This is a genomic window from Pontibacter aydingkolensis, assembly GCF_019443125.1.
GTDB classification, from domain to species: domain Bacteria; phylum Bacteroidota; class Bacteroidia; order Cytophagales; family Hymenobacteraceae; genus Pontibacter; species Pontibacter aydingkolensis.
In genome coordinates this window covers 271,023-297,754 of sequence record NZ_JAHYXK010000002.1, presented here as the reverse complement: position 1 = coordinate 297,754, position 26,732 = coordinate 271,023, and the positions used below count along the sequence as shown (strand labels likewise).

Genomic DNA, 26,732 nt, shown 5'->3' with positions numbered 1-26,732 from the left:
CTATAATTCCTGATACCTAACTATAAAACCCTATTCACCCTTAATGCAAACAGCCCCTGCAAATATTGCAGGGGCTGTTTTTATATAAGCTAAACTTAATGAATTAGTGTTTTACGACAATTTTACGGTTAAGTACTTTGCCGTTAGTGTGTATCTGTAGAATATAAACGCCGGTTGGCAGGTTGTGCAGGCTTACCTGCTCTTCATGAGTACCAGCAACTCTGCTCTGTGTGTTCTCATAAAGTACCTTGCCAATACTGTTTACAAGTACAAGCTTCACCTTTTCTGTTTTGTTTACGGTAAAACCTATAGTAAACCTGCCTGTGTTAGGGTTAGGATAAACCTGTACGCCGTTAACAGCTTCGCTCTCTTTTGCAAGTGCTGTGATATTTACTGTTACCTCATCAGACATTACAGATACGCACTGGCTGGCGCTAATTACTATAACACTATAGTTGCCAGATTTTGTTACTGTAAGTGTTTGCGATGTAGCACCTGAGATGGCAACTCCATTCAGATACCACTGGTTACCACTGACAGCACTTGACGCAAGCAGATGGCCGTTGTGTACTATGGCAGGCTTGGTTGGTATCTCGTTAGCCTGTACAACAGTTGCCTGAGAAGTTGCAGAGCAACCTTTAGCGTTTGTAACAGTTACGGTGTAACTGCCTGATCCAGTTACTGTAATTGAGCGCGTAGTAGCACCGTTAGACCACAGGTAGCTGGTGCCTTCTGTTGCAGCCAGCGTTACACTTCCGCCCTGGCAGAAAGTAGTAGGGCCATCAGCTGTAATAGCGGCTGTAGGTAGCTCATTTACAGTTACAGTAGTTGCTGCAGACGTAACAGAGCAGTTGCCTGTGCCTGTTACAGTAACAGTATAATCACCGGCTTCCATAACATTTATAGCTTGCGTGGTAGCGCCGTTAGACCATAAATAAGTATAGTCAGTGCCGGCCGGAGCAGACAGTGTTACAGAGCCGCCCTGGCAGAAAGTGGTAGCACCCGAAGCTGTGATGGTAGCTATAGGGAGTCCATTAACTTTTACCGTTACTACATTTGTGTAAGCCTCGCTACAAACACTGTTCTTCACCAAAGCACGGTATCTGGTAGAGTTGGTTAAGTTGCTGAACTCCAGAGAGGCAGCAGTTTGTGTGATAATTGTCCAGTTCGTGCCATCTGTAGATTGCTCCCACTGCACAATAGCACCTGTGTGGCCTGCCAGCGCAAGAGTTCCTACATTTGTGCCGGTGCAAACCTCGGCTGTAGAGGCGGTTAATGTGCCTGCAACTGTAGCTGGAGTTACTGTAATTGTAACTGGCTGTGTGGTTGTAGGATCACAGGTTCCGCTCTGTACTACTGCGCGGTAGCTTGTTGTAGCCGTCAGGTTCTCGAAAGGTATAGATGTTGCGGTGCTGGTTATTGTTGTCCAGTTTGTGCCATCTAAAGAGCTTTCCCAGTTAACTACATTTCCAGTGTTACCGCTAAGCATAACGGTACCGCTGTTGTTGCCTGAGCAAACTTCTATTGCAGAGGTTGTAAGCGTGCCCGCAACTGTAGTTGGAGATACAGTAACAGGAGCCTCTACTCTGGCTGCTGTCTGGCAACTGGAGGCGCTTACCTGCCACTCGTACAAGAAGTAGTAGAAGCTTGATGGTACCGACTGGTTATTGCCTGTTATGCTGGCAATACCTGCTAAAGTATAAGGATATGGAGCAGAGTTCGTAGAGTTGTTTCTGTAAGCTGTTGCTCCGCCTCCAAACGCAGAAACCTGGATGCCATAGTTATTGCCAGCAGCAGGAATAATAAGACCCAGATCATACTCTTTAACTCCAGAAGTTACATTGATGGTAACACTAGAGATAATAGTATTGCTTAAATCCTTGTCAGTTATAACCACTGTCATAGTTCCGGCTGTTGCAACATTTAAAGTAGCTTTTTCAAGTACAAAAGGCACTGAGGCATTAAAGTACATGCGGCCACCTGTAAAGTTAGAAGCGCCGCCTCCTGAGCTGTGGTTAGTAGAGCCTAGCTTGCCTTTTGTCTCGTTACTTGCAGCTACATAGTAGTTTCTGCTCTGCGTTAAGTTTGGTGTAGTATAGCTGTTGCCAACCTGGAGTAACTTGCCTCCTGTTTCAGCATCAAACCAGAATAGTTTACCTGATGTAGCCTGTGCTGTTAGAGTTGCATTACTACCCTGGCATGTAGTTGCCGGTGCCGCTGTAATTTGCGGTGCCTCATTGTTGATGACAACTGGTGCAGATGCAATAGGGGCGCCACAAGAAGAACTCAGTTCAACCGTATAAGAGCCATTGCTTGTAGCTGCATACGTAGCTGAGGTAGCGCTTTCTAACTGGCTGCCATTTTTATACCACTGGTAAGTATAGCTGCTGTGTGTCGTACTGGTAACAGCGCGCAATGTCTGTGTAAAGCCTTCTCCCAAACACATAGATAAGTTAACATCCTGGGTAATTGCAATTGACGCAGGAGGAAGCGGGTTAACAGTTACCGCTACAGCTTCCGAAAGCTTCGGGCATCCACGTTCAGAAGTAACGTTTACAGTATAGTTGCCAGAAGTTGTAGCCTCGTAAGTAGCTCCGTTTGCGTTTGCAATGGTAGTCCCGTTTTTATACCATGTATAGCTTAATCCCTCGCCTGTATTAGCCTGTAGCAGTACAGAGCTTCCCGTACAAATGGTAGTTGCAGAGGCAGGTGTGATGAGGGCAACAGTTTCAGGGCTTTGTGTTACAGGAACAGCTACTCTTGAACTAGGACATCCCATCGCCTTGATGTTCATGTCGAAGAAGTAGTAATAGAAGTTAAGTGGCGTCCCAGTGGCTGTATTACTTGTAATAGACATTACGTTAGCAATGCTAAACGGATAGCCGGATACTCCAGCATTGCTTCTGTAAATAGTAGCGCCATTCTCGAAGCTGACAGAAATTCGGTAATTGCCTGCAGCAGGGAAGGTAAGATTAAGCGGGTATACTGCTCCTCCGTCTGCAGGATCATCTTCAGTGCCAACAGCAGTTCGTGTGTTGGTTACATCCAGGGTTGTGCTGGATATAGGGGCTCCTGCAAGCGTCTCTACCGAGAATGTAATTCTTCCTGGGCTGCCTATATAAAGTCTGGCGCTTTCAAGTACAAACGGGGCATGTGCTGTAACAAGTACAGAAGGGGAGTATTGGCCGTAGCCACCCCCTGTAAATGCGCCTTTCGTAGCCGGGCCAACTTTTCCGCTAAAGTCATTGAATGCGGCATAGTATGTATTGCCAGCCGGAGGAGTAGTTGTTAAAACATTGTTGCCAACGGCCATCAGGTTTCCGCCTGTTTCAGCATCGTACCAGTAAATAGTGCCTTCTCCTGACCCTTTTAAGGCAACAGGCGAAGTTCCGCAGGTAGTGGCTGTTGCAACTGGAGCAGTAAGTATAGCACTTGCCTGAAGTATGTCTGTCCGCTGGTTATTGCTCTGGTATTGATCATCGGCTAATGTTACCTGGCTGGTTACAGTATACGTTTTGCCTGCTTCTACAGCGAATGTACCAGGTAAAATAATACGTGCCTCGCTGTAAGCCGCTAAAGTGCCTGTATAAACGGTGTTAAAGCTGGCAACAGTTGCCCCTTCGCTTGTAACAGTAACGTTTACAGGTAAATTGCTTTGTGCCTCTGATGCATAGTTGCGTATAAGCACCGAAACCGGCTGCGCCGGGTTAGCACAAAGGTTCTGTGTCGGAAAAAGTAATGAAGCTACACCGATGTCTTTAGTAGGGTTGGTAAACTGTAACAGGTAATCCTGAGTTTCGCCCTTTGCATAGCTGCCACAAGAGCCTACAGCATTAGCGTTATTGGTTTCTACTAATACAACGCGTAGTCTTGTTTGTGTGTTTACAGCCACAGACTGAGGTACTGTAACATTCGTATTGAATATGCCTGATGAACTCATGACAGGAGTGGTAGCAACTAACTCACCTGCATCATCAAAGCTGCCGTTACCGTTCCAGTCGATATAAACTTTAGCAATCTTGTCGTAGTCGGCGTCGCATGTTCCCAGCGTTAAAGACAAAGGCAGTGTTTGGCCGACTTGTGCTGTAGCAATCAGGTTAGTGAAGTTAGAGTAAGTGGCACAGGCAGTTGTAGTGTTGTTTATACCTCCGAAACTAAAGGCGGAAATCTTAGAGTCAGTATCTGAAATCGCTCCGGATGCACAATATTCTGCACCGCCAGCACCGCTTACAAGCAGCGAGTAAGCTTGCGGACCTCTGCTTAAAGTACCTTTGTGGCTAACAGTGATAGTATAAGTTTCGCCTGGTACTGCATTTGCAATATATACCTGCTCCACATTATCACGGATGTTATCGCCAAAGCCTGCCGGGTTTGCCGGGTTGTTAGGGTCAAGTATCCAAGGCAGGTAAGTTGCCAAGCCCTTGCCGACTCTTATATCCAGGTCATTTATAAGGCGCGGAGAACGGTTATTAAGCGTGCTAGCTGCAATAGGCAATACTACGCCTTCAACGTCTGTCCAGGAGATGGTAACCACCAACGGGCCTTTGCCTGAAGCGGTAACTGTAAAAGTATAAGTTTGACCCTGATCAAGGTTGCGTTCCTGCAGCACATAGTTGCCATCAGCGTTGGTAATTGCGTTGGCAGCCCGTTCAGTGTTTAATAAACCCCAGCCATAAATATAGTCAGGGCCAGTATTGCCGGCTTCATCTGCTGTGTGTATGGCAAGTCCTTTAAGTGTGGCAGCACGCATAAACATGCCGTACTTATTATAGTAATGCTCCTGAAGCAGGTTAAGGGATCCCGATACGTTAGGGGCCGCCATCGAAGTACCGTTATAAGAAGAGTATGCGTCGTTAGCTGTGCCTACAGGAGACATAACTGCCACACCATTGCCTACAACATCCGGTTTTATACGGCCATCGTCAGTCGGACCATAGCTGCTGAAAGTAGATATTCTCACATCTTCTTTGCGCTGCCAGCCATTTGGAATAGGTTCTACGGCACCAACTGTTAAGATATTTTTAGCAGTGCCATAAGTTGAGATAATATCATAGCTGTTGTTGCTGCTGATACCTGCCTGGCGTTGCGGCTCAAGTACCCATGCACTAGAGGCGTTCAGTTTCCAGTAAGGCTGGCCTAAGGCAGGGCCTGTCTGGTTACGGTTGTTACCAGCCGATTTAACGATCAGGTAAAACGGTGCATTGTAGGCTATCTTATCAAAATCCTGGGCTGTAGTATTATAATATCCAAAATTATAATCTTCGGTAGCACTTACGTTTGGATTGGCACGAAGCTCCCAGAATGGGTTTGACGTGGTTCCGGCGCGGGAGGTGTTATAATACCAACCTGTAATAGTACCGTAGGAATGGTTAGAGACTAACAGGCCCGCTGCTGCATCCATCATTTCTGCTACATCATTACTGAAGTCCCAGCCTTGTATGTTTGGGGCACCAAAAGACATGCCTTTTGCCAGTGGGTTTACTCCTTTGGCCATCATAGTACCAGCTACGTGAGTGGCGTGGTCGCTTATAGCAGTCGAGTTGTCGCGGTTAACTGTTCTGCCAGTTAGCTCCTGATGCGTGCCACGAATAAGGCCACCATCCCAAACACCCAATTTACCACTCAAAGCAGGGTTGCTTCCGCTCAGGTTTAAACCTGTAGAGCCACCTGCCCAAAGCTGGTCGGTTTTAACTGATGCAGCTGCACGTGTGTTGTTCTCTGTCACATAATAGATCGGAAACCCCAGTGCATCAACTCCTTCAAGCGACATTACCTGGCCGTCTTTATTTACTTGGCGTATAGCCCAGTTCTTTTGCTTAGCAAGATCAAGCGCACGCTGCTTGTTGGCTGTGTAAGCCATGCGTGACTCATTTGAAAGTTTCTTTAGCTGCGCGGTATTGGTAACTTTAGATATCTCCCTTTCTGCTTTTGCACGATTACTGCTCATATTTGGCGTCTGTGCATAAACAGATGTGGCGGCCATCCACAGGATAGTCGCTGACAATGTTAAAAATCTTTTTTTCATTAGTGCGCCAGCTTAAGAGGTGTAGGATTGACAAACGCGCACATGTTGTGCTAAAGGAAAAAATTGTGTAGAGCATGTGCTGCTGATGCGACATTGCCATACTACAGCATACAAGTCCCCCAGACCTGTACAGCAGTAAAGGTTTTGCATAAATAGGTTAGTTAAGTAGATAGATTAGACTAATTTTTGCTCAAATTAAATTTGGCGCTCTAAATTTAGTGCAAGAATTTGCTAATGCAAGTGGTTTTCCTGAAAATAGTTGTATTTGATTATCAGCCATTTATGATGTGATAACATTAAATGTACATGAACTGTATTTTGTGTTGTACAACTGTCTGGCTAATTCTTGAAGCGAATAAAAGGCTTATCTTGTTGTGATACAATGAAATATGAATTTATGTTGAGTAACTGAACAGGTGGGTATCAACAACAGAGGGGCGGCTGTTTTAAAACAGCCGCCCCTCTGTTGTTAAGTGTCGTGAAGTTTACTTTGCCCGGTTTACAATAAACACGCCAACAAGTATAACTATCATGCCCAGGTAGTGCCATAACTGAATGGCTTCGCCGTCAAGCACGCCCCACATGAGCGCAACTATCGGAATAAGGTATGTAGAGGAACTGGCAAACAGCGTGGTAGAGATATGGATAAGCTTATTAAAGAGCACCAGTCCAACAGCAGTGCTGAATATGGCAAGCAGGGCAATATACATAAGTGCTTCCCAGGCACCAGGCGTATGTTGCAGCTTACCAACCACATCAGTGGTAAATAAATAGGCTATAGCAAACGGTGCAACGGTAAGCAAGGCCATGCTCGACATTCCCAGAGGCTTCATGCCTTGCAGGCGGTGCTTAATAATGTTTACACTACCACCGTAACACACAGTGGCTACCACAATATAAAGGCCATAGTACTTGTTATCCATGTCGGCGCTGCCATTGCCAGAGAAGATAAGTATGGCTGTGCCCACAATGCCAACAACAATACCAAGCATGCGCAACCAGGTAATAGACTGGCTGAAAAACATGGCACCAACAAGTAGAGTGAACAGGGCAGTAAGCGAATTAAGCACACCAGCCAGGCCGCTTGCCAGGCGGGTCTCGGCATAGGCAAACAGGAACGCAGGCAAGAGGTTTCCTAAGATGCCACTTCCAGCTAAATATTTCCAGCGATGCGGCTCTACCTTACGCAGGTGCATTACGGCAAAAGGAGATAACGTAAGAAAAGCAATGGCAATACGCAGTGCGCCCAACTCATCCGAAGAAAAAACCACCAGTCCCTTTTTGATCAGAATAAAGGAAGTGCCCCAGATAAGCGCAAGTATAATGATTAGAAACCAAGCTAAAGCAGGCGTGGCTGTGGCAGTTTCTTGTTTAGTTTGTGTTGCAGTTTTGATGGTATAAAAATTAAAAGTGTGCGCTTATTGAGCATTGCAAAAGTAAAGAGTCTGATTATCAAATTAACCTGTATATACTTTAGCATTTAAAGTTTTTACTACCTGCTACAGCAGGATACTTGTACCGGGACGCTTTATACAATGCTGTTATACTTTATGGATACAATTTTCTAAAACAGTGTTACCTTTTCCAACCTGATTCTTGCTGAGTGTGCTCTGCCTGAAAAGTCTTTAAAGTATAAAGACGCAAAATATTGCGCCTTTACATCTCTACCTCTTTAACTTTCTAATTCTTTACTTTACTAGGCTTCTTCGTAAGCCATCGTGCTGGCAATCTCGTCCAGGGTGTCGTAAATTTCCTGGATATCCTCAGACTGAACCAGTCTCATGCGCAGCGGCTTAAAGTGCGGCAAGCCACGGAAGTAGTTGGTGTAATGGCGGCGCATTTCAAAGATCCCCAGTTTGTCGCCTTTCCACTCTAAAGAATGCGTAAAGTGCTGACGGCATACTTCTACACGTTCTTCTAAAGTTGGGCCAGGTAACGTTTCACCGGTTGCCATGTAGTGCTTTATCTCATTAAAGATCCAGGGATAGCCTATACTTGCACGGCCAATCATAATGCCGTCTATGCCATACTTGTTGCGGTACTCCAGGGCTTTATGCGGAGTATCGATGTCGCCGTTACCGAAGATCGGGATCTTCATGCGAGGGTTATTCTTAACTTCTCCTATCAAGGTCCAGTCGGCTTCGCCTTTATACATTTGCACGCGTGTGCGGCCATGTATACTTAGTGCCTGTATGCCAATATCCTGCAATCTTTCTGCAGTCTCTACAATATACTTGGTGCTCTCGTCCCAGCCTAAACGGGTCTTAACGGTAACCGGTAAGTTCGTTGCTTTTACGATTTCCTCGGTCATCTTCACCATTTTAGGGATATCACGCAGCAGCGCAGCGCCGGCACCTTTACAGGCTACATTCTTTACAGGGCAACCGTAGTTAATATCTATCAGATCAGGACCTGCCTGCGACGATACAATAGCTGCTTCGCGCATTGAATCGATATCGGAGCCAAAAATCTGAATGCCTATAGGGCGCTCATAATCAAAGATATCCAGCTTCTGCACGCTCTTGGCTGCATCGCGTATCAAACCCTCCGAAGATATAAACTCCGTATACATCAAATCTGCGCCATTAGCCTTACACACCTTACGGAACGGCGGATCACTCACGTCCTCCATCGGTGCCAGCAACAGCGGGAACTCACCCAACTCTATGTTCGCTATCTTTACCAAAGCAAAATCTAATTTTTCGCGTAAATTTACGTCAATTAAACCTAAACTTTAGTATGAAAGGTTTCATCTCCAAAGATCTGCACCCATTTTGGGTAATATTATTGCTGCTGGCATTTATGACGGCGGGTATGTTTGTTGCTTATTTTGTGTTCAGCATACTCGTTACATGGGTCTTTGGCATAAGTATACTTGAGTTTGCCACCATTGCCGAAAACCCGGCTACACACCCCAGTGGCGCTAACATTATGCTGCTGATGCAAGGAGTGCTGCAGTTTTTTTCTTTTGTAGTAGCCCCGCTGTTCCTGCTGAAGTCTTTTGGCTATAACCTGGATACATACTTAAACTGGAAAGTAAAACCGTCGGTCCTGCTTTTGCTGCTAAGCGGTATTCTGATTGTGGTGCTGATGCCGGCCAACTCATTGGTAATTGACTGGAACGCGAAGCTGGAACTGCCGGAATTTATGAGAGGCTTTGGAGAGTGGGCGAGAGCCAAGGAAGATGAGATGGCAGAACTCACCAAGCTTATTGCTGATTTTAGCACTGTACAGAAGCTGTTAGTTGGAATTATAGTGGTGGCGGTTATACCTGCCATCGGCGAAGAGCTTGTATTCAGGGGCGTGCTACAGCGCCAGTTGCACCGCTGGACTAACAACACGCATGTAGCCATTTGGGTTGCTGCAATCGTTTTTGCGGCTATACACATCCAGTTTTTTGGCTTTATCCCGCGTATGGTGCTGGGCGCGATGTTCGGGTATTTATACTTCTGGTCGGGTCGTATTATTGTGCCTATAATAGCACACTTTGTAAACAACGGCTTTACGGTATTTTTGCTATACTTGCAGCAAACCGGCAAAATAGACTTTGATGTGGAAAGCACAGAGGCTATGCCATGGATATGGGTTCTTATTTCGCTGGCTTTAACGGCTGGAGTGCTGTATTATTTGTATCTGCAGTTTTCGCCGCTTCCGGTGCGCCAGGAAAGTATAGCCGAAGCTGAGTCCGGGATTCGGACAGAAGAGGAAGAAGAATACTAACCGGCTGCGGCCAATCTTACGAAAACATAAATTTACAGGCGATAAGCCGAACAAACCCTTACATGAGAGATAAATTATCTACACTCAGCAACTTAAGCCAGAGAATAATAGTGGGAGTGCTGGGTGCAGCCATCTTTGTAGGAAGTATACTTATCGGCGAGTGGACATATTTCCTGGTGTTTCTGGGGCTCACACTGCTGGGCATCGCGGAGTTTTACAGACTAGTACAAGTGCAGGGTATCATGCCACATCGTGGGGCAGGGATAACACTGGGCGCTGTTTTTTTTGTTTCGGTTTTTCTGGTGGAGAAGGGGGTAATGGAGGTGGAGCTTCTCTTTTTGTCTATTCCGCTGGTCTTTATATTGTTTATTCTGGAGATGTACCGTAAACACCCTCAGCCTTTTACCAACATTGCCTTTACGCTGATGGGGGCTGCCTATATAGCCGGGCCGTTTGGGCTGCTGCACACACTGGCTTATGTAGATGATGAATATAGCTGGCAACCCATACTTGGCCTTATGCTGCTTATCTGGGCCTCCGACACAGGCGCCTACATTGCCGGGAAAAATTTTGGCAAGCACAAGCTTTTTGAACGCATCTCGCCGGGTAAAACCTGGGAGGGTTGGATAGGGGGAACACTGCTGGCAGTTGCGGTTGGATATGTACTCTCGATCTTCTTTACTGACCTGGTAACCTACCAATGGATAGGCGTTGCCTTGATTGTTGCCGTATTCGGTGTTCTGGGCGATTTAACGGAATCTTTACTAAAGCGCAGCCTGGGGGTGAAAGACTCCGGAACGCTGCTTCCCGGCCATGGTGGCATACTCGACCGCTTCGATAGCCTGCTGATGGCTATCCCGTTTATAGTGACATTCCTTAAAATCTTCTAAAATATTTTTCGTTTATCTGCTTGGGGTTGTAAGTATAATTCTCAACTTTACTGCCATAAACTCATTAATCAACGCTAAACTTTTATAGTAGATTATGTTATATAAAGAGCCTGCACCGATCAAGGATAGGGAAAATCCTTTCGAGTCGATGATGTCGCGCTTCAATATTGCTGCTGAGGTGCTGGGGCTTGACGAAGAAACATACAATGTTTTAAAGTCGCCTACACGTCAGGTAATCGTTAACGTGCCTGTTACGATGGATGATGGCAAAGTGCGTGTGTTTGAGGGATACCGTGTAGTGCACTCTACTATTCTGGGCCCGTCTAAAGGTGGTATCCGTTATGCACCAGATGTGTTCCTGGATGAAGTAAAGGCCCTTGCTGCCTGGATGACCTGGAAATGTGCTGTAGTAGACATTCCTTATGGTGGTGCCAAAGGTGGTATCATCTGCGACCCATACTCTATGTCTGCTGGTGAGATTGAGCGCTTAACAAGAGCTTATACACAGTCATTGGTAGATATTTTCGGACCAGACCGCGATATTCCAGCTCCGGATATGGGCACTGGCCCGCGCGAAATGGCCTGGTTAATGGACGAATACTCTAAAACCAAAGGCTCTACAGAGCATGCGGTGGTAACGGGTAAGCCACTTGTTTTGGGTGGTTCACTGGGCCGCGTAGAGGCAACTGGCCGCGGTGTTATGGTATCGGCGATGGCTGCTATGGAGAAACTGGGTATGGATCCGTCTAACTCTACTGCTGTAGTGCAAGGCTTTGGCAATGTAGGCTCATGGGCTGCCAAACTGATGGCTGAGCGTGGCGTGAAGATATTAGGCGTGAGTGATGTAAGCGGTGCTTACTGGAACGACAACGGTATCGACATTGAAGAAGCCATTGAGTACAAGAACGGTAACAACGGCCGCCTGGAAGGATTTAAAGGCGCTGAGCAAATGGATCCGGACGAACTGCTAACAACTAAAGTAGATGTGCTGGTACCAGCTGCCGTAGAAGACGTTATCACAATCCATAATGTTGATAAAATACAGGCCAAGTTAATTGTAGAGGGTGCAAACGGACCAACTTCTTACAAAGCCGACAAAATTATCAATGAGAAAGGCATTATGGTTGTGCCGGATATCTTGGCAAACTCTGGTGGCGTTACGGTGTCATACTTTGAGTGGGTGCAGAACCGCATGGGCTTTAAGTGGACGCTGGATCGCGTAAATGAGCGTGCTGAGCGTATTATGAATGAATCTTTTGAGCGTGTTTACGCTGCTTCGCAGAAGTATAACGTACCAATGCGTATTGCTGCTTATATTGTGGCTATTGATAAAGTTGCCATGACGTACAAGTATCGCGGTGGCTTCTAAGAGAAGTTTTTTATAAGAAAATTCAAAAGTTTATATAATTTTGAAGCAGGATAATAGCCCATCCACTAAACCGGATGGGCTATTATAAGTTATAAAGTACCTGCGGATAACTCAAACACGAATGAAAATTCATAAAGAAGGACGAAGAATTCTATTTTTTACATTGTTGATCTTGGTAGTGCTAAACCTACTGCTCTACAACTTCAACCCTGAAAACAATACCTTTAACAGAATTTTCTCCGGTGTTTCCGTAGTCCTTTTTCTGCTCATACTACAGTTTTTCCGTAGCCCTTACCGCACGTTGCTGCTGCACGAAGATTTAATTATAGCTCCTGCCGATGGTAAGGTAGTGGTAATTGAAGAGGTAGAAGAGCCGGAGTATTTTAAGGACAAGCGCAAGCAGATCTCTATTTTCATGTCGCCGATAAACGTGCACATTACACGCAACCCGGTTTCAGGCATCGTAAAGTATTTTAAATACCATCCGGGCAATTACTTTGTAGCCTGGCACCCAAAATCAAGCACCCAAAATGAGCGCACTACCGTTGTAGTGGAGTCTACGGCCGGCCCTGAGGTACTTTTCCGTCAGATTGCCGGAGCTATGGCACGCCGCATTGTGTGGTATGTAAGCGAGGGCGACGAGGTAAGCCAGGGCGAAGAGTTCGGTTTTATCAAGTTTGGCTCGCGCGTGGATATTTTCGTGCCACTGGATACAGAGATTAAAGCAGAACTAGGCCAGAAAACAAAAGGCGGACAAACAGTGATTGCACAGCTGAAGACGCCACCGCCAACATTGTTTGGATAGACTACTTTTGATAAAGGACTATTTGACAAAAGACAAAAGAAATAATAAAAAGGCCGCCGCAAGTATAAATTGCAGCGGCCTTTCTGTTTGTCAGAACTAGGATTAATAGGATTTCTCCTCATGCCGCAAGTTTGAGCGCAGCGGTAACTTGTGGCTATACATGATGGCAAGTTTTCAACTTGCTTTCTGCGTAAGCAGAAAAATGTACATTGTGCAGTTTATACTTTATTGCCTGTTACCAAGTATAAAGTATAGCTCAGGCCATCGTAGCCCTTGCTTTTTCAAAGCAAAGCAGTTGAAAACTGCTGCCATATTTAACCACAAGTTGCGCTACGCTAAACTCGCGGCAGGAACCCAATCCAATAAGGAATAACGATCAACCAATAACGAACCTAATACCAGCTAGCAACCAACTGCATCAGCTGCTCCAGGTACTTCTTATCAACTTCGTCGAAGTCGTTTAGTTTATCGCTATCCACGTCCAGTACCAGTTTTACTTCTCCATCTTTTATCACTGGCACCACAATCTCTGATTTAGAGTCGCTGCTGCAGGCAATGTGGCCCGGAAAAGCCTCAACATCTGGTACAAGTATAGTTTGCTGCTGTGTGTAGCTGGCACCGCAAACGCCTTTGTGGTAAGGTATGCGCGTGCAGGCAATTGGCCCCTGAAACGGCCCCAGCACCAGTTGGCCCTCTTTGTTAAAGTATACGCCAACCCAGAAAAAGCCGAAGCCTTGCTTTAAGGCTGCTACTAAGTTGGAGATGTTGGCAATAAGATCGGTTTCGCCGGTTACAAGTGCCTCTATCTGCGGAAGCAACGTTTTATACTTTTCCTCTTTGCTGAGGCTCTGGTCTACTAAAAGTGATTCGGCCATGTTTTAATTGTAAATGAGTGTTTGAGTGAATGACTGAATATTTGATTGTTAATTTGCTAAATGTTGATGTAGTTGTTTCTACAAACTAATAACTAATTCCGGTAGTGCAACAAATGGTCCGGGCCTAAAGTTTGGATATCGTGCAACTGGCCGTAAATCATACTAGGCGCTTTAATGCCTTCTCCTAAGTTCTTGTACTTGCTCTTAAAAACCATAGCCTCGTCCCAGAGATTAGCCTGCAGCAGGCTCTCCAGAAGAAAAGTGCCGCCTTCCACCATAACAGAAAGTATATTGCGCCTATGTAAGTCCTGCATGATCTGTGGCAGCAAAGGCTCCTGCTCGTGCAGCTGCACAAAGTATAAGTTCTCTTGCTCTTCCTGACGTACAAAATTATAGACTACGGTAGGCTGACTTTTGTCAAACAGGTGCAGGTGCTTAGGTAGTTGCAGTTTTTTGTCTATTAAAATGCGTAGCGGGTTTTGGCCGCTCCACATGCGTGTGTTCAGGCGTGGGTTATCGTAAAGCGCTGTGCGGCTGCCTACCATAATAGCCTGCTCTTCTGAGCGCCACTTGTGCACCAGCCTTTGCGCCAGTTTTCCGCTTATCTGTTCCTGTTTGTAATCGACTCCGGCTATAAAACCATCAACAGACTCAGCCCACTTCAAAAGTATAAATGGCCGCTTTTTGCTGTGGAAGGTAAAGAAGCGTTTATTAAGTTCCAGCCCTTGCTTCTCCAGTACACCCACTTTAACCTGTGCGCCGGCATCGAACAGTTTTTTAATGCCACGTCCGGCCACTAGTGGGTTAGAATCGGTGTTGCAGATGACCACGTCCTTTACTCCGTGGCTGATTAACAAATCGGCACAAGGAGGTGTTTTGCCGAAGTGGGAACAGGGCTCCAGTGTTACGTATACTTTACTCAAGGGCAGATGGCTTTTATCTTTTACAGCGGCTACAGCGTTTACCTCTGCATGAGGTCCGCCATACTGCTGGTGCCACCCTTCCCCAATTATCTGCCCATCGTGCACGATCACACAGCCAACCATCGGGTTAGGGCTTGTATAGCCACTGCCCAGCCTGGCAAGTTCTAAAGCACGCTGCATGTACAGTTCGTCGGACATCGTTTGAGTTAGAGAGTTAAAGGGTTTTTGAGTTAATAAAAAATAAAGAGTCAAAGTGTAAAGTAATCCCTGTTGCACATCAGCACGTAATTCTTAATTCAGAATTTATCATTCATAATTCCCAATAACCTACTTTTGCAAAGATACCTAAATCTGAAATAAAGCAAGTATAACCGTGGCTACAGTACAGCAAACCCAGCAGCACATCAGGCAAAGTATACAGGAGGCTTACCCGGAGCCCGAAGCAGGGGCAATTGCGCAACGGCTGTTGCAGCACGTACTCCGGAAATCGAGGCTGGAGCTTAGCCTGAAACAGCAGGAGCTGATAACGACAGAGCAAGAGGCAATTATCAAGAAAGCTATTAAACGCCTGCAACAGCATGAACCAATACAGTATGTGATGGAGGAGGCGCATTTCTATGGATTGGATTTGTTTGTGGATAAGCGTGTACTCATACCCAGGCCTGAAACAGAAGAACTGGTTGACCTGGTAGTGAAAGAGCATCAAGGTCAAAAAGGACTACATATACTGGATATCTGTGCCGGGAGCGGCTGTATTCCGATTGCGCTGGCTGCTAACCTGAACACGGGAAAAGTATACGGGCTGGAAGTGTCTGACGGAGCGCTGGAAGTAGCTGAAATTAACGCTACAAGGTATAACCTGCCTATCCGCTGGCTGCATCAAGATGTGTTTGAGCCGGTGCAAAGTATAGCCTCTGCATCACTAGATATCATCACCAGTAATCCGCCTTATGTACTGGAGCTTGAAAAGGAGCAAATGCGTGAAAACGTACTGGAATATGAGCCGCATCTGGCACTTTTCGTGCTGAACACCGATCCGCTTAAATACTACAAACGCATAGCCATACTTGCCTATGAACTGCTTAAAGCTGGTGGTAAATTATACTTTGAAATAAACGAAAAGTATGGGCAAGAGGTAAAGCAACTGCTTTTAGATAGCGGCTTTGGTAGTGCACAGGTGGTGCAGGATCTGTATGGCAAAGAACGGATTGTAAAAGCTGTAAAGTAGTAGGGCCTGATTTATACTATAAACTTGTATCTTTGTCAGCGTAAAGCTAATAGATAGTTATACTTCAAGCTTTTCAGATACTAGCAGTAACAAGCAGCAATGGACCATTTTGCACACGAATCGGCGGTGATAGATGAAGGGGCCCTTATTGGCAGAGGTACCAGTATCTGGCACTTTTCGCACCTGATGCCGGGCTGCCGGATAGGGGATAACTGCAATATCGGGCAAAATGTGGTGGTGTCGCCGGATGTGGTGCTGGGCAATAACGTGAAGGTGCAGAATAATGTTTCTGTTTATACCGGCGTTATCTGCGAGGATGATGTTTTCCTGGGGCCATCGATGGTGTTTACCAATGTAATTAACCCGCGTAGCTTTGTTAACCGGAAGAGCGAGTTTAAAAATACACTGGTGCGCAAAGGAGCAAGTATAGGCGCTAATGCAACAGTTGTTTGCGGCGTGGAGATAGGCCAATATGCGATGGTGGGAGCAGGCTCAGTTGTTACAAAAGATGTACCCGCTTTTGCCTTAGTGTATGGTGTGCCGGCGGTGCAGCATGGGTGGGTAAGCCGTTACGGGCAAAAGCTGGAGTTTAACCAAACAGGCGAGGCTACATGCCCTGAAACCGGCGAAGTATACCTACTACAGCATAGTGAATGCATTTTAAGATCAGAACCAGTAAATAAATAGCAGAACAAACTTTAAGATTTTGGCAAAAGAAAAAATACTTGTAACCGGTGGCGCGGGCTACATTGGCTCACATACTGTTGTAGAATTAGTAGAGGCCAGTTACGAACCAATTATTGTTGATAACTTCTCTAACTCAGAGGAGAGTGCCCTGAAAGGAATTGAGTCTATACTTGGCCGTGAAGTAGTGTGCCACAGAATAGACTGTAATGATGCAAACGCCCTACGCGGTGTATTTGAGCAGGAGCAGGACATTAAAGGGGTTATCCATTTCGCTGCTTATAAAGCTGTTGGCGAGTCGGTGGCGGAGCCGCTGAAGTATTACCAGAACAACGTAGGCTCTTTGGTAACGCTGCTGCAGGTAATGGAGGAGCGCAAAGTATACAACCTGGTGTTTTCTTCGTCGTGCACGGTGTATGGTATTCCGGATAAGCTACCTGTTACAGAACAAACTCCTGTGCAGAAAGCAAATTCTCCGTACGGCAACACTAAGAAAATGTGCGAAGAGATTCTGACGGATCTGGCAACCAGCGGGAGCAATGTTAAAAGTATAGCCCTGCGTTATTTCAACCCGATTGGAGCACACCCATCTGCTAAAATAGGCGAGTTGCCGCTTGGGGTACCTAATAACCTGGTGCCCTTTATCACACAGACAGCAGCCGGTATCAGAGAGCAGTTAACCATCTTCGGTAACGATTATGATACAGCGGACGGAACATGCATTCGCGATTACATACATGTGGTAGACTTAGCTAAGGCACACGTTACGGCAGTGGCAAGATTGCTGGAGGGTAAAGCTGAAAGTATAGAATTCTATAATGTGGGAACAGGCACCGGGAACACCGTACTAGAGGCTGTACAGGCATTCGAGAAAGCAACCGGCGAAAAGCTGAACTATAAAATAGGCCCGCGCCGCGTAGGTGATGTGCCAAAAATATATGCCGATGTAACCAGGGCAACCGAGGTACTGGGCTTTAGAACAACCAGCACACTGGAAGAGGCCATGAAAAGCGCCTGGGACTGGCAATTATCCCTTCAAAAAGAACCAGCAAAAGTATAGCTATGAAGATATTGATTACTGGCGGCGCCGGCTTTATCGGCTCGCATGTGGTGCGCCTGTTCGTTACCAAATACCCCAACTACCGGATCTACAACCTCGACAAGCTGACCTACGCCGGCAACCTGGCCAACCTGACTGACATCGAGGAGAGGGAGAACTATACTTTCCTGAAAGGCGACATCGTGGACGCCGACTTTATAGAGGACATCTTCTCAGAGTATAAGTTCGATGCCGTGATCCACCTGGCGGCCGAGTCGCACGTGGACCGCTCCATTGCCGACCCGCTTGCCTTTGTGCAGACAAACATGATCGGAACGGTGAACCTGCTGAACACAGCCAAAAAGCACTGGGCCGATGACTTGGGCAAGCACCTGTTTTACCACATCTCAACAGACGAGGTGTACGGCTCTTTGGGCGAGGACGGACTGTTCACGGAGGAGACGCCATACGACCCGCGCTCCCCGTACTCAGCGTCCAAGGCCAGCTCCGACCACTTCGTGCGCGCCTGGTACCATACCTACGGCTTGCCGATCAAGATATCGAACTGCTCCAACAACTACGGCCCGAACCACTTCCCCGAGAAGCTGATCCCGCTGGCCATCAACAACATCAAGAACGAGAAGCCGGTACCTGTATACGGAAAAGGGGAGAACGTGCGTGACTGGCTCTACGTGCTGGACCACGCCCGTGCCATCGATGTGATCTTCCATGAGGGCAAGGTGGGCGACACCTACAACATCGGCGGCGTGAACGAGTGGAAGAACCTGGACCTGATAGAGTTGCTCTGCGACCAGATGGACGAGAAGCTGGGCCGTGAGAAGGGCCACTCCAGAAGTCTGATCACGTTTGTGAAGGACCGCGCCGGCCACGACCTGCGCTACGCCATCGACTCATCCAAGCTGATGGACGAGCTGGGCTGGAAACCGTCGGTTACCTTTGAGGAGGGCCTGAGCAAAACCGTGGACTGGTACCTGGAGAACACCGAGTGGCTCGAGAACGTGACCTCCGGCCACTACCGCGACTACTACGAGGAGCAGTATGAACGTCGTTAATCGTTGCTCGGTGATCGTTAATCGTTTTTGAGGATTGCTATAAGGGATTAGCAGCTAGCTTAAAACGGTCAACACGAATCGAGCAACGAGTAACTAGTAACGAACAACGAAATACATGAAAGGAATTATACTTGCCGGGGGCTCCGGCACAAGGCTTCACCCGCTCACGCTGGCCGTGAGCAAGCAGCTGATGCCGATCTACGACAAGCCGATGATCTACTACCCGCTGGCCACGCTGATGCTATCCGGAATCAGGGAGATACTCATCATCTCGACGCCGCACGATTTGCCGATGTTCGAGCGCCTGCTGGGCGACGGCAGCCAGATCGGGTGCAGTTTCAGCTACAAAGTACAGGAAGTACCTAATGGCTTGGCACAGGCTTTCGTTATCGGCGAGGAGTTTATTGGTAAAGATAAAGTAGCACTTGTACTTGGCGACAACATTTTCTACGGCTCGGGCATGAGCAAGCTGCTGCAGGCCAACAACAACCCGGACGGCGGCGTGGTGTACGCCTACCATGTGCACGACCCGGAGCGCTACGGCGTGGTCGAGTTCGACAAGAGCAATAACGTGATCTCGATAGAGGAGAAGCCGAAGCAGCCGAAGTCCAACTACGCGGTGCCGGGCCTCTACTACTACGACAACGACGTGGTGGAGATAGCCAAGAACCTGGAGCCGAGCGCGCGCGGCGAGTACGAGATAACCGACGTGAACAAGGAGTATTTGCGCAGGGGCAAACTAAAGGTGGGCATCCTGGACAGAGGCACCGCCTGGCTGGACACCGGCACGATACAGTCGCTGATGCAGGCGGCCACGTTTGTGCAGGTGATAGAGGAACGGCAGGGCCTGAAGATCGGCTGTATTGAGGAGGTGGCCTATCGCATGGGCTTTATAAATGCAGAGCAGCTGCAGCGTATTGCAGAGCCATTAAGGAAAAGCGGCTACGGCGATTATTTGTTGAGCATCCTGAAAGAGCAGTTTTAGTGTAAAGCATAGCAAAGTATAAACCCGGCCAGAACATTCTGAGCCGGGTTTATACTTTTATAGCCCGCACTTAATAAATCACAAAGCCCATTAGTAAACCGGTAAGTATAAGTATAGGCGGCGGTATCTTGGTAAAAGTAAGTAGCGCAAAAGTAACTACCACAATGCTAAAGTTAAGTATGGTATTATCGATGGGATGGTAGAGAAGTATAGCTGCGGCCACCACCATGCCAGAGCTGACTGCACTTATACCCTCCAGTGATGCACGCACTACTCTATACTTTTTAAGCTCATCCCAAAACCGGATTACAAAGAAGATCAGAAAAGTGCCTGGCAGAAAGATGCCTACTGTAGCTACAAAAGAGCCTAACAGCTGGCCCGGAATGCCAAACCTGCGCATGGCCAGGTTACCGATAAAAGAAGTGAAAGAGAAAGTGGGTCCTGGCAAAGCTTGTACAATAGCATAACCAGAGAGAAACTCCTCGCCGGTAAGATAATGCTTAAAATCTACGAACTCGGAATAAAGCAGCGGGATAAGCACCTGGCCGCCGCCAAAAACAAGGCTGCCGTTCCGGTAAAAGTTCTCGAATAATCGCACCGGCAACGACGAGGTAAATGCACCAAGTACCGCAGCAGTTATCAATACCCCTACATAAAGTATAAAGTTGGCCCATTGTATCTTTAGCTTCTTATCCTTCTCCTCGGGGTGCTGCCTGAATCTGAGTGCTGTAATGGCTCCGCCTGCTATAAGCAAAAGCGGTAACACCCACGGCGAACTAAAGAAGTAAGCAAGTATGGCCGAGATCATCATCAACACAATACCGGTCTTCGTGTTTACCACTTTTGAGCTGATCATGTAAGCGGCATAAGCTACAAAGCCCACCGCCATCGGCTGAATAAAATTCAGAAATTTAAGCGAGATACCCTGGTCTTGCAGGTAAGAAATACCAATAGCGGCTATAGCCATAATGGTAGCAGCAGGGGTTATCCAGATTAACAGGGTAAGGTAAGCAAGGTTAGGACCTCCTATTTTAAAGCCTATGGCTGTTATCGTTTGGGTAGAGGTAGGCCCGGGTAAAATAGAGCAAAGCGCGTTTAGTTCTATTAATTCCTGTTCAGTGAGATACTTCCGATTATCTACCAGTAATTTAAACATAAGAGCAATATGCGCCTGTGGCCCTCCAAAAGCAGTAAGGGCCAGGACCAAAACGTCCTTCAGAAAGATGTAATAGCGCAAACTCATCCTATAAAAATAAAAAAAGAGAGACAGCTTTCGCTATCTCTCTTTAATTTATTGCATAAATACTTATGCTTTTTTTAGTCCAAGCTCTACAAGGCGCTCGTTCAGGTACTCACCTGCTGTTGCATCCGGGTAAGCTTTCGGGTTTTTCTCGTCTATGCAACTCTCCAGGCAGGTCAGGTCCATTTCGGAACGCGGGTGCATAAAGAACGGAATAGAGAAACGTGAAGTATGCATCAGTTCGCGCGGCGGGTTAACCACACGGTGAATAGTAGACTTCAGTTTGTTGTTTGTTAAGCGTGCCATCATGTCGCCTACGTTCACTACTACCTGCTCTGGCAAAGCCGTGATCGGAATCCACTGGCCATCGCGGCGAAGTACCTGCAAACCGTCTGCGCTGGCACCCATCAGCAGCGTGATTAGGTTAATGTCGCCGTGCTCTGCTGCACGAACAGCATCAGCTGGTACGCTGTCCGGGTTCTCGATAGGGAAGTAGTGGATAGGGCGCAGAATGCTGTTACCATACTTTACTTTATCATCAAAGTAATTCTCGTCCAGGCCAAGGTGAATGGCAATGGCGCGCAACACTTCTTTTCCTGCAGCCTCTAGTCTTCTATAAGCTTCTAAAGTTACTTCTTCAAACTCCGGAACCTCCGCTGGGAAGATGTTGTCAGGGTATTCTTGTTTTATAGGGTCGTTATCCGGAATAACATTTTTATCCTGACCCACATGGTAAAACTCTTTTAAGTCGCCGGTGTTAAAGCCTTTGGCTTTTTCTTTTCCTTTACCTACGTAGCCACGCTGGCCAGCCAGTTCAGGGTTTTCATACTTTTCTTTTACCTCGTCTGGCAAGGCAAAGAATTTTTGAGTAGCAGCATACAGTTTTTGGGTTAAGTCATCGCTAAGGCCGTGGTTGCGCAAAGCAATAAAACCTATGTTCTGGTACGCATCGCCCAGTTGTTTTACAAACCGAGCCCTTCTATCCGCATCACCTGATGTGAAATCCGCCAAATCCAGGGAAGGAACCTCGTCAAACAAAATCTCGCTCATATAGTTATTTCTGTATACTTTTTTGTTTTCTACACGTAGTTCGCAATATACGAAAAAAATAAAATCGTTAAATTAGCTGATTCGCTAACCAAACCATAATTAAATGAAAAGAACGTATTTGTTACTGGCCTCGGCGCTGATGCTGGGTTTTTCTGCCTGTGATACCACCCGTCAAACACAGGAAAATGAATCTCAGAGCCCTGCAACCTCGGTTAGAGGCGGAGGTCCAACACCTACAGGTGCTGTTATGAGCAAAAATGGCCTGCGTGTGTTTGCCTTTAACGACTCCCAGCAATATCCTGAGTCTCAAATACGACTTAATGTGCCACCAGCAGGAGGCGTAGTAGAAGCCGGCCCGGTTCAGTTTGACTATGACCTGTCTAATTACCAGCTTACCCGCATGACGCCACACTCCAATGCAGAGCACATGGCGAATTCGCAGGAAGGGCAGCACATTCACAATATTGTAGATAACGAGCCATACACGGCACATTATACTACTGAGTTTACCAAGGAGTTAGCAGAAGGTGATCACGTAATTTTGTCTTTCCTGTCAAGATCTTACCATGAGAGTTTAAAGCATAAAGGTGCTTATGACCTGCGCATGGTAACTGCCGGGAAGCCAGCAGAGCGTATGGAGTTTGATATGAACGCGCCGCACATGTTCTACAGCCGCCCTAAAGGCGAGTATGTGGGTAAAGACACTGAACAGGTAATGCTGGACTTTTACCTGGTAAACACCAACTTGTCGCAAACAGGTAACAAAGTGCGCGCTACCATTAACGGTACCGAGTTTATACTTGACAAGTGGATGCCACACATTATGGAAGGCCTGCCAATGGGTGAGAACACCATTAAGCTGGAGCTGATAGATAACAATGGCAGCCTGATACCTGGACCATATAATAGTGTAACCCGCACCTTTACTTTAAGAGCTGAATAACAAAGTATAAAGTATAAAAGCCGCCTGTTCTGAGTTAAATCAGGGCAGGCGGCTTTGTTTTAGGTATGAATAACATCAATCTGTTAATCTTTTTCCTGTCATCCTGTTAAGGATCTTGGTATAAGGGAGGTTAAGCGGACACTTTAGCGGATTGAGCTTCTGAAATTAAAAGATATTTGACTCGTTTTTAGAGGGGCGTAGGGACATGGCCAGGCAAAATGTTAAAAATTATACTTTAGAAACAGCAGATAAGGAATTCCTCTCTGTGGATAGAAGCCCTCAAATAAAGAGCTACGACAGTTGGAGCACATATCAATTAGTGCTCCGAGAATTCATCTCATTGCTTTAAATAGGGCAAGATTTGAGCTAGTAATAGGATTGCTGATTTACACTTGTGGCCTAAATGTAGCTTGAGAGGATTAAAGGTGTGTTATAGCTATTGCTTGACCTCCCTTCTACCAGGGTCTTTCCAAGATGACAAAATAAGAAGACCAGAATATTCACACCCAGCGTCACAGGTTGGATACCTGCGCCAGAAATAGATAAAGTATATAGTAGAAGTATAAAACCAAAACGGCCACACCTTATAAAGATGTGGCCGTTTTGGTTAAAGTATAAACCTGGTTATTCTTTAGGCTTTTGAGAAGCGCCAGGGCCGGCAATAGAATTTCGCATATCAGTATCCGACTGGATGTTTTGCATTTTATAATAATCCATAATACCCAGGTTACCGCTACGGAAAGCGGCGGCAATTGCCTGCGGAATCTCAACTTCTGCCTGAATTACGTTAGCACGGGCTTCCTGTGCTTTGGCTTTCATTTCCTGCTCTACGGCTACGGCCATGGCACGACGTTCTTCTGCTTTGGCTTCAGCGACTTTTAAATCGGCTCCGGCCTGGTCTATCTGTAGCTTGGCACCAATGTTTTCACCAACATCGATATCGGCAATATCAATAGACAGGATTTCGTAAGCAGTACCGGCATCCAGGCCTTTCTGTAAAACCAGCTTAGATATGATGTCCGGGTTTTCGAGTACGCTTTTGTGTGAGGTAGAAGAACCGATTGAAGTTACAATACCTTCTCCAACACGGGCAAGTATGGTTTCTTCGCCGGCACCACCCACTAACTGATTAATGTTGGCGCGTACGGTAACGCGTGCTTTTGCGATCAATTGAATACCATCCTGTGCCACAGCAGCTACGTTTGGCGTGTTGATCACTTTTGGGTTTACCGATGTAGTTACCGCCTCGAACACGTTACGGCCGGCCAGGTCTATGGCGGTTGCCTGTTTAAACGAAAGCGGAATATTTGCCTTGTCAGCAGATATAAGGGCTTTAATCACGGTTGGTACATTGCCACCCGCCAGGTAGTGTGTTTCCAGTTCGGTAGTTGTAAGATCGATGCCAGCCTTTGTAGAGTTGATCATGGAGTTTACGATAAGGCTTGGCGGCACTTTACGGATACGCATAAATACCAGCTCCAGTAAGCCTACTCTAACACCCGAAAACAGGGCTGTGATCCAAAGGCTGATCGGAACAAAGTATAAAAAGATCATGAGGAGGATAATACCTCCGGCAATTAAAAGCAATAAGGACAAATTTTCCATCTGGGTTAGGTTAGCTTACTTTCTTCTACTGTGATTTTATTTTGATTGAGCTTGATAATGTGAATAGAGGTATTAGGCGGCAAAAACTCACCTTTTGTTTGTACTTCGTGGTGGCGATCTCCAAAAACGGCTGTTCCCTGCGGGCGCAGAGCAGATATAGTTCTTCCAACATCCCCTATTGCTAAAGTATGCGGGTTCTCATCGTTTACGCGGCTGCGGTGCTGGTTTTTAAGTGCAAAGCGGGTCCAGCTGTCTGACCTGAAACTATACACAAAAGCCAGGGCGCCAATTAAAACCGTTGCTGCAAGTATAACATGCCCGGTAGTTGTACCAAGGGCTGCATACCCTATCCAGATGCCAATGCACGTAAGCACAAAGCCTAGTATGCCAACAATGGTAGTGCCCGGCACAAAAATCAACTCCACTATTATAAGCAGAAGGCCAATGCCGATAAGCAAAACAACTGTAATCCAGTCTAATAGCATAAGTCAGGAACTTGTATGAGTAAATATAGCAAATTAATTGCTCATTGGCGATTGTTAATTGCTGATGAAGTATAAAATATATAGGGTTAATACTAAATTAAATTTAGCGTAACGATAAAAAAACAAAAGCGCCACTTCCCAGATAAGGAGGTGGCGCTTTTGTTTTGCTGATAAACAATCAGCAATTAGCAATTAGTACGCTTTGGCAAAGTATACGCGCTGCTTGCTTGGTTTTCCTGTAAGCATGTCCACGCCGTCTTCGTCCGGAGTGTTTAAGGCAATGCAGCGAATAGTAGCCTTTGTCTCTTCTTTAATACGCTCTTCTGTTTCCGGGGTGCCATCCCAATGTGCCAGTACAAAACCGCCTTTGTTCTCCAGTACATCCTTAAATTCCTCGTAAGTGTCTACTTTAGTAGTATGCTCTTCACGGAAGGCAAGTGCTTTTTCGAAGATATTTTTCTGGATCTCGTCAAGCAAAGCAGGTATATAATCGGCCAGGCCGGCAAATTGCTGTGTGCTTTTCTCTTTGGTATCGCGGCGGGCAACTTCGGCGGTTCCGTTTTCCAGGTCGCGGGCACCGATGGCTATGCGCACCGGCACACCTTTCAGTTCCCACTCGGCAAACTTAAAGCCAGGGCGCTCGGTATCGCGGTCGTCATACTTCACGCTGACGCCTTTTGCCTCCAGTTCACGCTTTAGTTGGTTTACCTTCTCGCTTATCTGTGCCAGTTGCTCTTCGCCTTTGTAAATAGGCACGATCACCACCTGAACAGGAGCCAGGTTAGGAGGTAATACAAGTCCTTCATCGTCAGAGTGAGCCATCACCAATGCACCCATTAAACGCGTGCTCACACCCCACGATGTTCCCCATACGTGCTCCAGGCCGCCGTCTTTGGTAGCAAACTTTACATCAAAAGCCTTTGCGAAATTCTGGCCCAGGAAGTGCGATGTTCCTGCCTGCAACGCCTTGCCATCCTGCATTAAGCCTTCGATGCAGTAAGTATCTAGGGCGCCGGCAAACCGCTCACTAGGTGTTTTAACACCTCTGATAACCGGGAGTGCGATGTACTGCTCAGCAAAATCGGCGTACACGTTCATCATCTTTACAGTTTCCTCTACTGCTTCTTCTGCAGTAGCGTGCGCAGTATGGCCCTCTTGCCACAGGAACTCAGCCGTGCGCAGGAACAGGCGCGTACGCATTTCCCAGCGCACCACGTTTGCCCACTGGTTAATAAGCAAAGGCAGGTCACGGTAACTTTGTATCCAGCCTTTATAGGTGTTCCAGATCACAGCCTCTGATGTAGGGCGTACAATCAGCTCTTCCTCGAGTTTAGCATTAGGGTCTACACGCAGTTTGCCTGGTTTATCCGGGTCTGCCTGCAAGCGGTAATGCGTAACCACAGCACATTCCTTTGCAAAACCTTCGGCGTTCTGCTCCTCGGCTTCAAATAAGCTTTTGGGTACAAACAGCGGGAAGTATGCATTCTGGTGGCCTGTCGCTTTAAACATATCGTCCAGCACACGCTGCATTTTCTCCCAAATGGCAAAGCCGTAAGGTTTGATGACCATACAGCCACGCACCGCAGAATTTTCTGCCAGGCCCGCTTTTTTTACCAGCTCGTTATACCATAAGGAGTAGTCTTCGCTTCTTTTTGGTAACCCTTTGCTCATGTTTTTACAAAAATTTATATTATATCGCTAATGATTAATGCTTTTGGAATAATATTTGCTCCAATTAGGATCGGAGTCTGATATCATTCTGGCTCAAAAATACGTTTAATATATTAGACTAT

At 46.7% G+C, this 26,732-nt stretch carries 20 protein-coding genes; 10 read left to right on the top strand and 10 right to left on the bottom strand.

The window, feature by feature from the left end:
- Positions 1-103 precede the first annotated feature (103 nt).
- The 3 genes from K0O23_RS03630 to dusB form a co-directional block, all read right to left on the bottom strand.
- A complete protein-coding gene (locus tag K0O23_RS03630) occupies positions 104-6,025 on the bottom strand; it encodes an Ig-like domain-containing protein (protein ID WP_219876029.1) in 5,922 nt (1,973 codons plus the stop codon).
- 485 nt (positions 6,026-6,510) lie between these two features.
- Positions 6,511-7,350 carry a DMT family transporter gene (locus tag K0O23_RS20355; RefSeq protein ID WP_449579707.1) on the bottom strand — a complete coding sequence of 280 codons (840 nt, stop codon included), beginning with the start codon at positions 7,348-7,350 and terminating at the stop codon, positions 6,511-6,513.
- 371 nt (positions 7,351-7,721) lie between these two features.
- Complete coding sequence (gene dusB / locus K0O23_RS03620; RefSeq protein ID WP_219876028.1) at positions 7,722-8,711, bottom strand: tRNA dihydrouridine synthase DusB; 990 nt, start codon at positions 8,709-8,711, stop codon at positions 7,722-7,724.
- Between the two features lie 53 nt (positions 8,712-8,764).
- Here dusB and K0O23_RS03615 point away from each other — a divergent pair, with 53 nt between their 5' ends.
- The 4 genes from K0O23_RS03615 to K0O23_RS03600 all read left to right on the top strand — a co-directional run bounded on the left by K0O23_RS03615 (position 8,765) and on the right by K0O23_RS03600 (position 12,809).
- On the top strand, positions 8,765-9,745 hold the full coding sequence (locus K0O23_RS03615) for a CPBP family intramembrane glutamic endopeptidase (protein ID WP_219876027.1): 981 nt from the start codon (positions 8,765-8,767) through the stop codon (positions 9,743-9,745).
- A gap of 62 nt (positions 9,746-9,807) precedes the next feature.
- Complete coding sequence (locus K0O23_RS03610) at positions 9,808-10,635, top strand: phosphatidate cytidylyltransferase (protein WP_246596903.1); 828 nt, start codon at positions 9,808-9,810, stop codon at positions 10,633-10,635.
- Between the two features lie 94 nt (positions 10,636-10,729).
- Positions 10,730-12,004 carry a Glu/Leu/Phe/Val family dehydrogenase gene (locus tag K0O23_RS03605; protein WP_219876026.1) on the top strand — a complete coding sequence of 425 codons (1,275 nt, stop codon included), beginning with the start codon at positions 10,730-10,732 and terminating at the stop codon, positions 12,002-12,004.
- 121 nt (positions 12,005-12,125) lie between these two features.
- The gene (locus K0O23_RS03600) at positions 12,126-12,809 is read left to right on the top strand and encodes a phosphatidylserine decarboxylase family protein (protein WP_219876025.1); all 684 of its coding nucleotides are present in this window, start codon (positions 12,126-12,128) and stop codon (positions 12,807-12,809) included.
- 392 nt (positions 12,810-13,201) lie between these two features.
- Here the strand turns inward: K0O23_RS03600 and K0O23_RS03595 are convergent, their stop codons facing one another.
- Entirely contained in the window at positions 13,202-13,684 is a 483-nt protein-coding gene (locus K0O23_RS03595; RefSeq protein WP_219876024.1) for a GAF domain-containing protein, read from the bottom strand.
- Between the two features lie 92 nt (positions 13,685-13,776).
- Positions 13,777-14,805, bottom strand: a complete 1,029-nt coding sequence (gene ribD, locus K0O23_RS03590) for a bifunctional diaminohydroxyphosphoribosylaminopyrimidine deaminase/5-amino-6-(5-phosphoribosylamino)uracil reductase RibD (RefSeq protein WP_219876023.1) — start codon at positions 14,803-14,805, stop codon at positions 13,777-13,779.
- Positions 14,806-14,980: 175 nt separating this feature from the next.
- Here ribD and prmC point away from each other — a divergent pair, with 175 nt between their 5' ends.
- The 5 genes from prmC (at position 14,981) to rfbA (ending at position 19,616) form a co-directional block, all read left to right on the top strand.
- Complete coding sequence (gene prmC / locus K0O23_RS03585) at positions 14,981-15,835, top strand: peptide chain release factor N(5)-glutamine methyltransferase (RefSeq protein WP_219876022.1); 855 nt, start codon at positions 14,981-14,983, stop codon at positions 15,833-15,835.
- 99 nt (positions 15,836-15,934) lie between these two features.
- On the top strand, positions 15,935-16,522 hold the full coding sequence (locus tag K0O23_RS03580; protein ID WP_219876021.1) for an acyltransferase: 588 nt from the start codon (positions 15,935-15,937) through the stop codon (positions 16,520-16,522).
- Positions 16,523-16,541: 19 nt separating this feature from the next.
- Positions 16,542-17,579, top strand: coding sequence for a UDP-glucose 4-epimerase GalE (galE, locus tag K0O23_RS03575; protein ID WP_219876020.1), 1,038 nt, complete (start codon positions 16,542-16,544; stop codon positions 17,577-17,579).
- A 2-nt stretch (positions 17,580-17,581) separates the two neighbouring features.
- Positions 17,582-18,631 carry a dTDP-glucose 4,6-dehydratase gene (gene rfbB, locus K0O23_RS03570; protein WP_219876019.1) on the top strand — a complete coding sequence of 350 codons (1,050 nt, stop codon included), beginning with the start codon at positions 17,582-17,584 and terminating at the stop codon, positions 18,629-18,631.
- A gap of 115 nt (positions 18,632-18,746) precedes the next feature.
- Positions 18,747-19,616: a glucose-1-phosphate thymidylyltransferase RfbA gene (rfbA, locus tag K0O23_RS03565; RefSeq protein ID WP_219876018.1), complete on the top strand. Its 870-nt coding sequence runs from the start codon at positions 18,747-18,749 to the stop codon at positions 19,614-19,616.
- A 70-nt stretch (positions 19,617-19,686) separates the two neighbouring features.
- Here rfbA and chrA read toward each other — a convergent pair whose 3' ends face one another.
- Together chrA and K0O23_RS03555 are read right to left on the bottom strand one after the other, a co-directional pair.
- Entirely contained in the window at positions 19,687-20,859 is a 1,173-nt protein-coding gene (chrA, locus tag K0O23_RS03560; RefSeq protein WP_219876017.1) for a chromate efflux transporter, read from the bottom strand.
- Between the two features lie 63 nt (positions 20,860-20,922).
- Positions 20,923-21,906, bottom strand: coding sequence for an isopenicillin N synthase family dioxygenase (locus tag K0O23_RS03555; RefSeq protein ID WP_219876016.1), 984 nt, complete (start codon positions 21,904-21,906; stop codon positions 20,923-20,925).
- Between the two features lie 103 nt (positions 21,907-22,009).
- Here K0O23_RS03555 and K0O23_RS03550 point away from each other — a divergent pair, with 103 nt between their 5' ends.
- The gene (locus tag K0O23_RS03550; protein WP_219876015.1) at positions 22,010-22,849 is read left to right on the top strand and encodes a hypothetical protein; all 840 of its coding nucleotides are present in this window, start codon (positions 22,010-22,012) and stop codon (positions 22,847-22,849) included.
- A gap of 624 nt (positions 22,850-23,473) precedes the next feature.
- Here K0O23_RS03550 and floA read toward each other — a convergent pair.
- The 3 genes from floA to proS all read right to left on the bottom strand — a co-directional run bounded on the left by floA (position 23,474) and on the right by proS (position 26,610).
- Positions 23,474-24,454, bottom strand: a complete 981-nt coding sequence (gene floA, locus K0O23_RS03545) for a flotillin-like protein FloA (RefSeq protein WP_219876014.1) — start codon at positions 24,452-24,454, stop codon at positions 23,474-23,476.
- A 5-nt stretch (positions 24,455-24,459) separates the two neighbouring features.
- The gene (locus K0O23_RS03540) at positions 24,460-24,939 is read right to left on the bottom strand and encodes an NfeD family protein (RefSeq protein ID WP_219876013.1); all 480 of its coding nucleotides are present in this window, start codon (positions 24,937-24,939) and stop codon (positions 24,460-24,462) included.
- A 192-nt stretch (positions 24,940-25,131) separates the two neighbouring features.
- A complete protein-coding gene (proS, locus tag K0O23_RS03535; protein WP_219876012.1) occupies positions 25,132-26,610 on the bottom strand; it encodes a proline--tRNA ligase in 1,479 nt (492 codons plus the stop codon).
- Positions 26,611-26,732 lie beyond the last annotated feature (122 nt).

Bases quoted from the DNA above. Each gene is read 5' to 3' on its own strand.
- K0O23_RS03550 (WP_219876015.1), top strand. From the start codon at position 22,010: ATGAAAAGAACGTATTTGTTACTGGCCTCGGCGCTGATGCTGGGTTTT.
- K0O23_RS03580 (WP_219876021.1), top strand. From the start codon at position 15,935: ATGGACCATTTTGCACACGAATCGGCGGTGATAGATGAAGGGGCCCTT.
- proS (WP_219876012.1), bottom strand. From the start codon at position 26,610: ATGAGCAAAGGGTTACCAAAAAGAAGCGAAGACTACTCCTTATGGTAT.
- rfbA (WP_219876018.1), top strand. From the start codon at position 18,747: ATGAAAGGAATTATACTTGCCGGGGGCTCCGGCACAAGGCTTCACCCG.
- floA (WP_219876014.1), bottom strand. From the start codon at position 24,454: ATGGAAAATTTGTCCTTATTGCTTTTAATTGCCGGAGGTATTATCCTC.
- K0O23_RS03595 (WP_219876024.1), bottom strand. From the start codon at position 13,684: ATGGCCGAATCACTTTTAGTAGACCAGAGCCTCAGCAAAGAGGAAAAG.
- K0O23_RS03615 (WP_219876027.1), top strand. From the start codon at position 8,765: ATGAAAGGTTTCATCTCCAAAGATCTGCACCCATTTTGGGTAATATTA.
- K0O23_RS03555 (WP_219876016.1), bottom strand. From the start codon at position 21,906: ATGAGCGAGATTTTGTTTGACGAGGTTCCTTCCCTGGATTTGGCGGAT.
- chrA (WP_219876017.1), bottom strand. From the start codon at position 20,859: ATGAGTTTGCGCTATTACATCTTTCTGAAGGACGTTTTGGTCCTGGCC.
- K0O23_RS03630 (WP_219876029.1), bottom strand. From the start codon at position 6,025: ATGAAAAAAAGATTTTTAACATTGTCAGCGACTATCCTGTGGATGGCC.
- K0O23_RS03610 (WP_246596903.1), top strand. From the start codon at position 9,808: ATGAGAGATAAATTATCTACACTCAGCAACTTAAGCCAGAGAATAATA.
- K0O23_RS03605 (WP_219876026.1), top strand. From the start codon at position 10,730: ATGTTATATAAAGAGCCTGCACCGATCAAGGATAGGGAAAATCCTTTC.
- ribD (WP_219876023.1), bottom strand. From the start codon at position 14,805: ATGTCCGACGAACTGTACATGCAGCGTGCTTTAGAACTTGCCAGGCTG.
- K0O23_RS03600 (WP_219876025.1), top strand. From the start codon at position 12,126: ATGAAAATTCATAAAGAAGGACGAAGAATTCTATTTTTTACATTGTTG.
- rfbB (WP_219876019.1), top strand. From the start codon at position 17,582: ATGAAGATATTGATTACTGGCGGCGCCGGCTTTATCGGCTCGCATGTG.
- K0O23_RS03540 (WP_219876013.1), bottom strand. From the start codon at position 24,939: ATGCTATTAGACTGGATTACAGTTGTTTTGCTTATCGGCATTGGCCTT.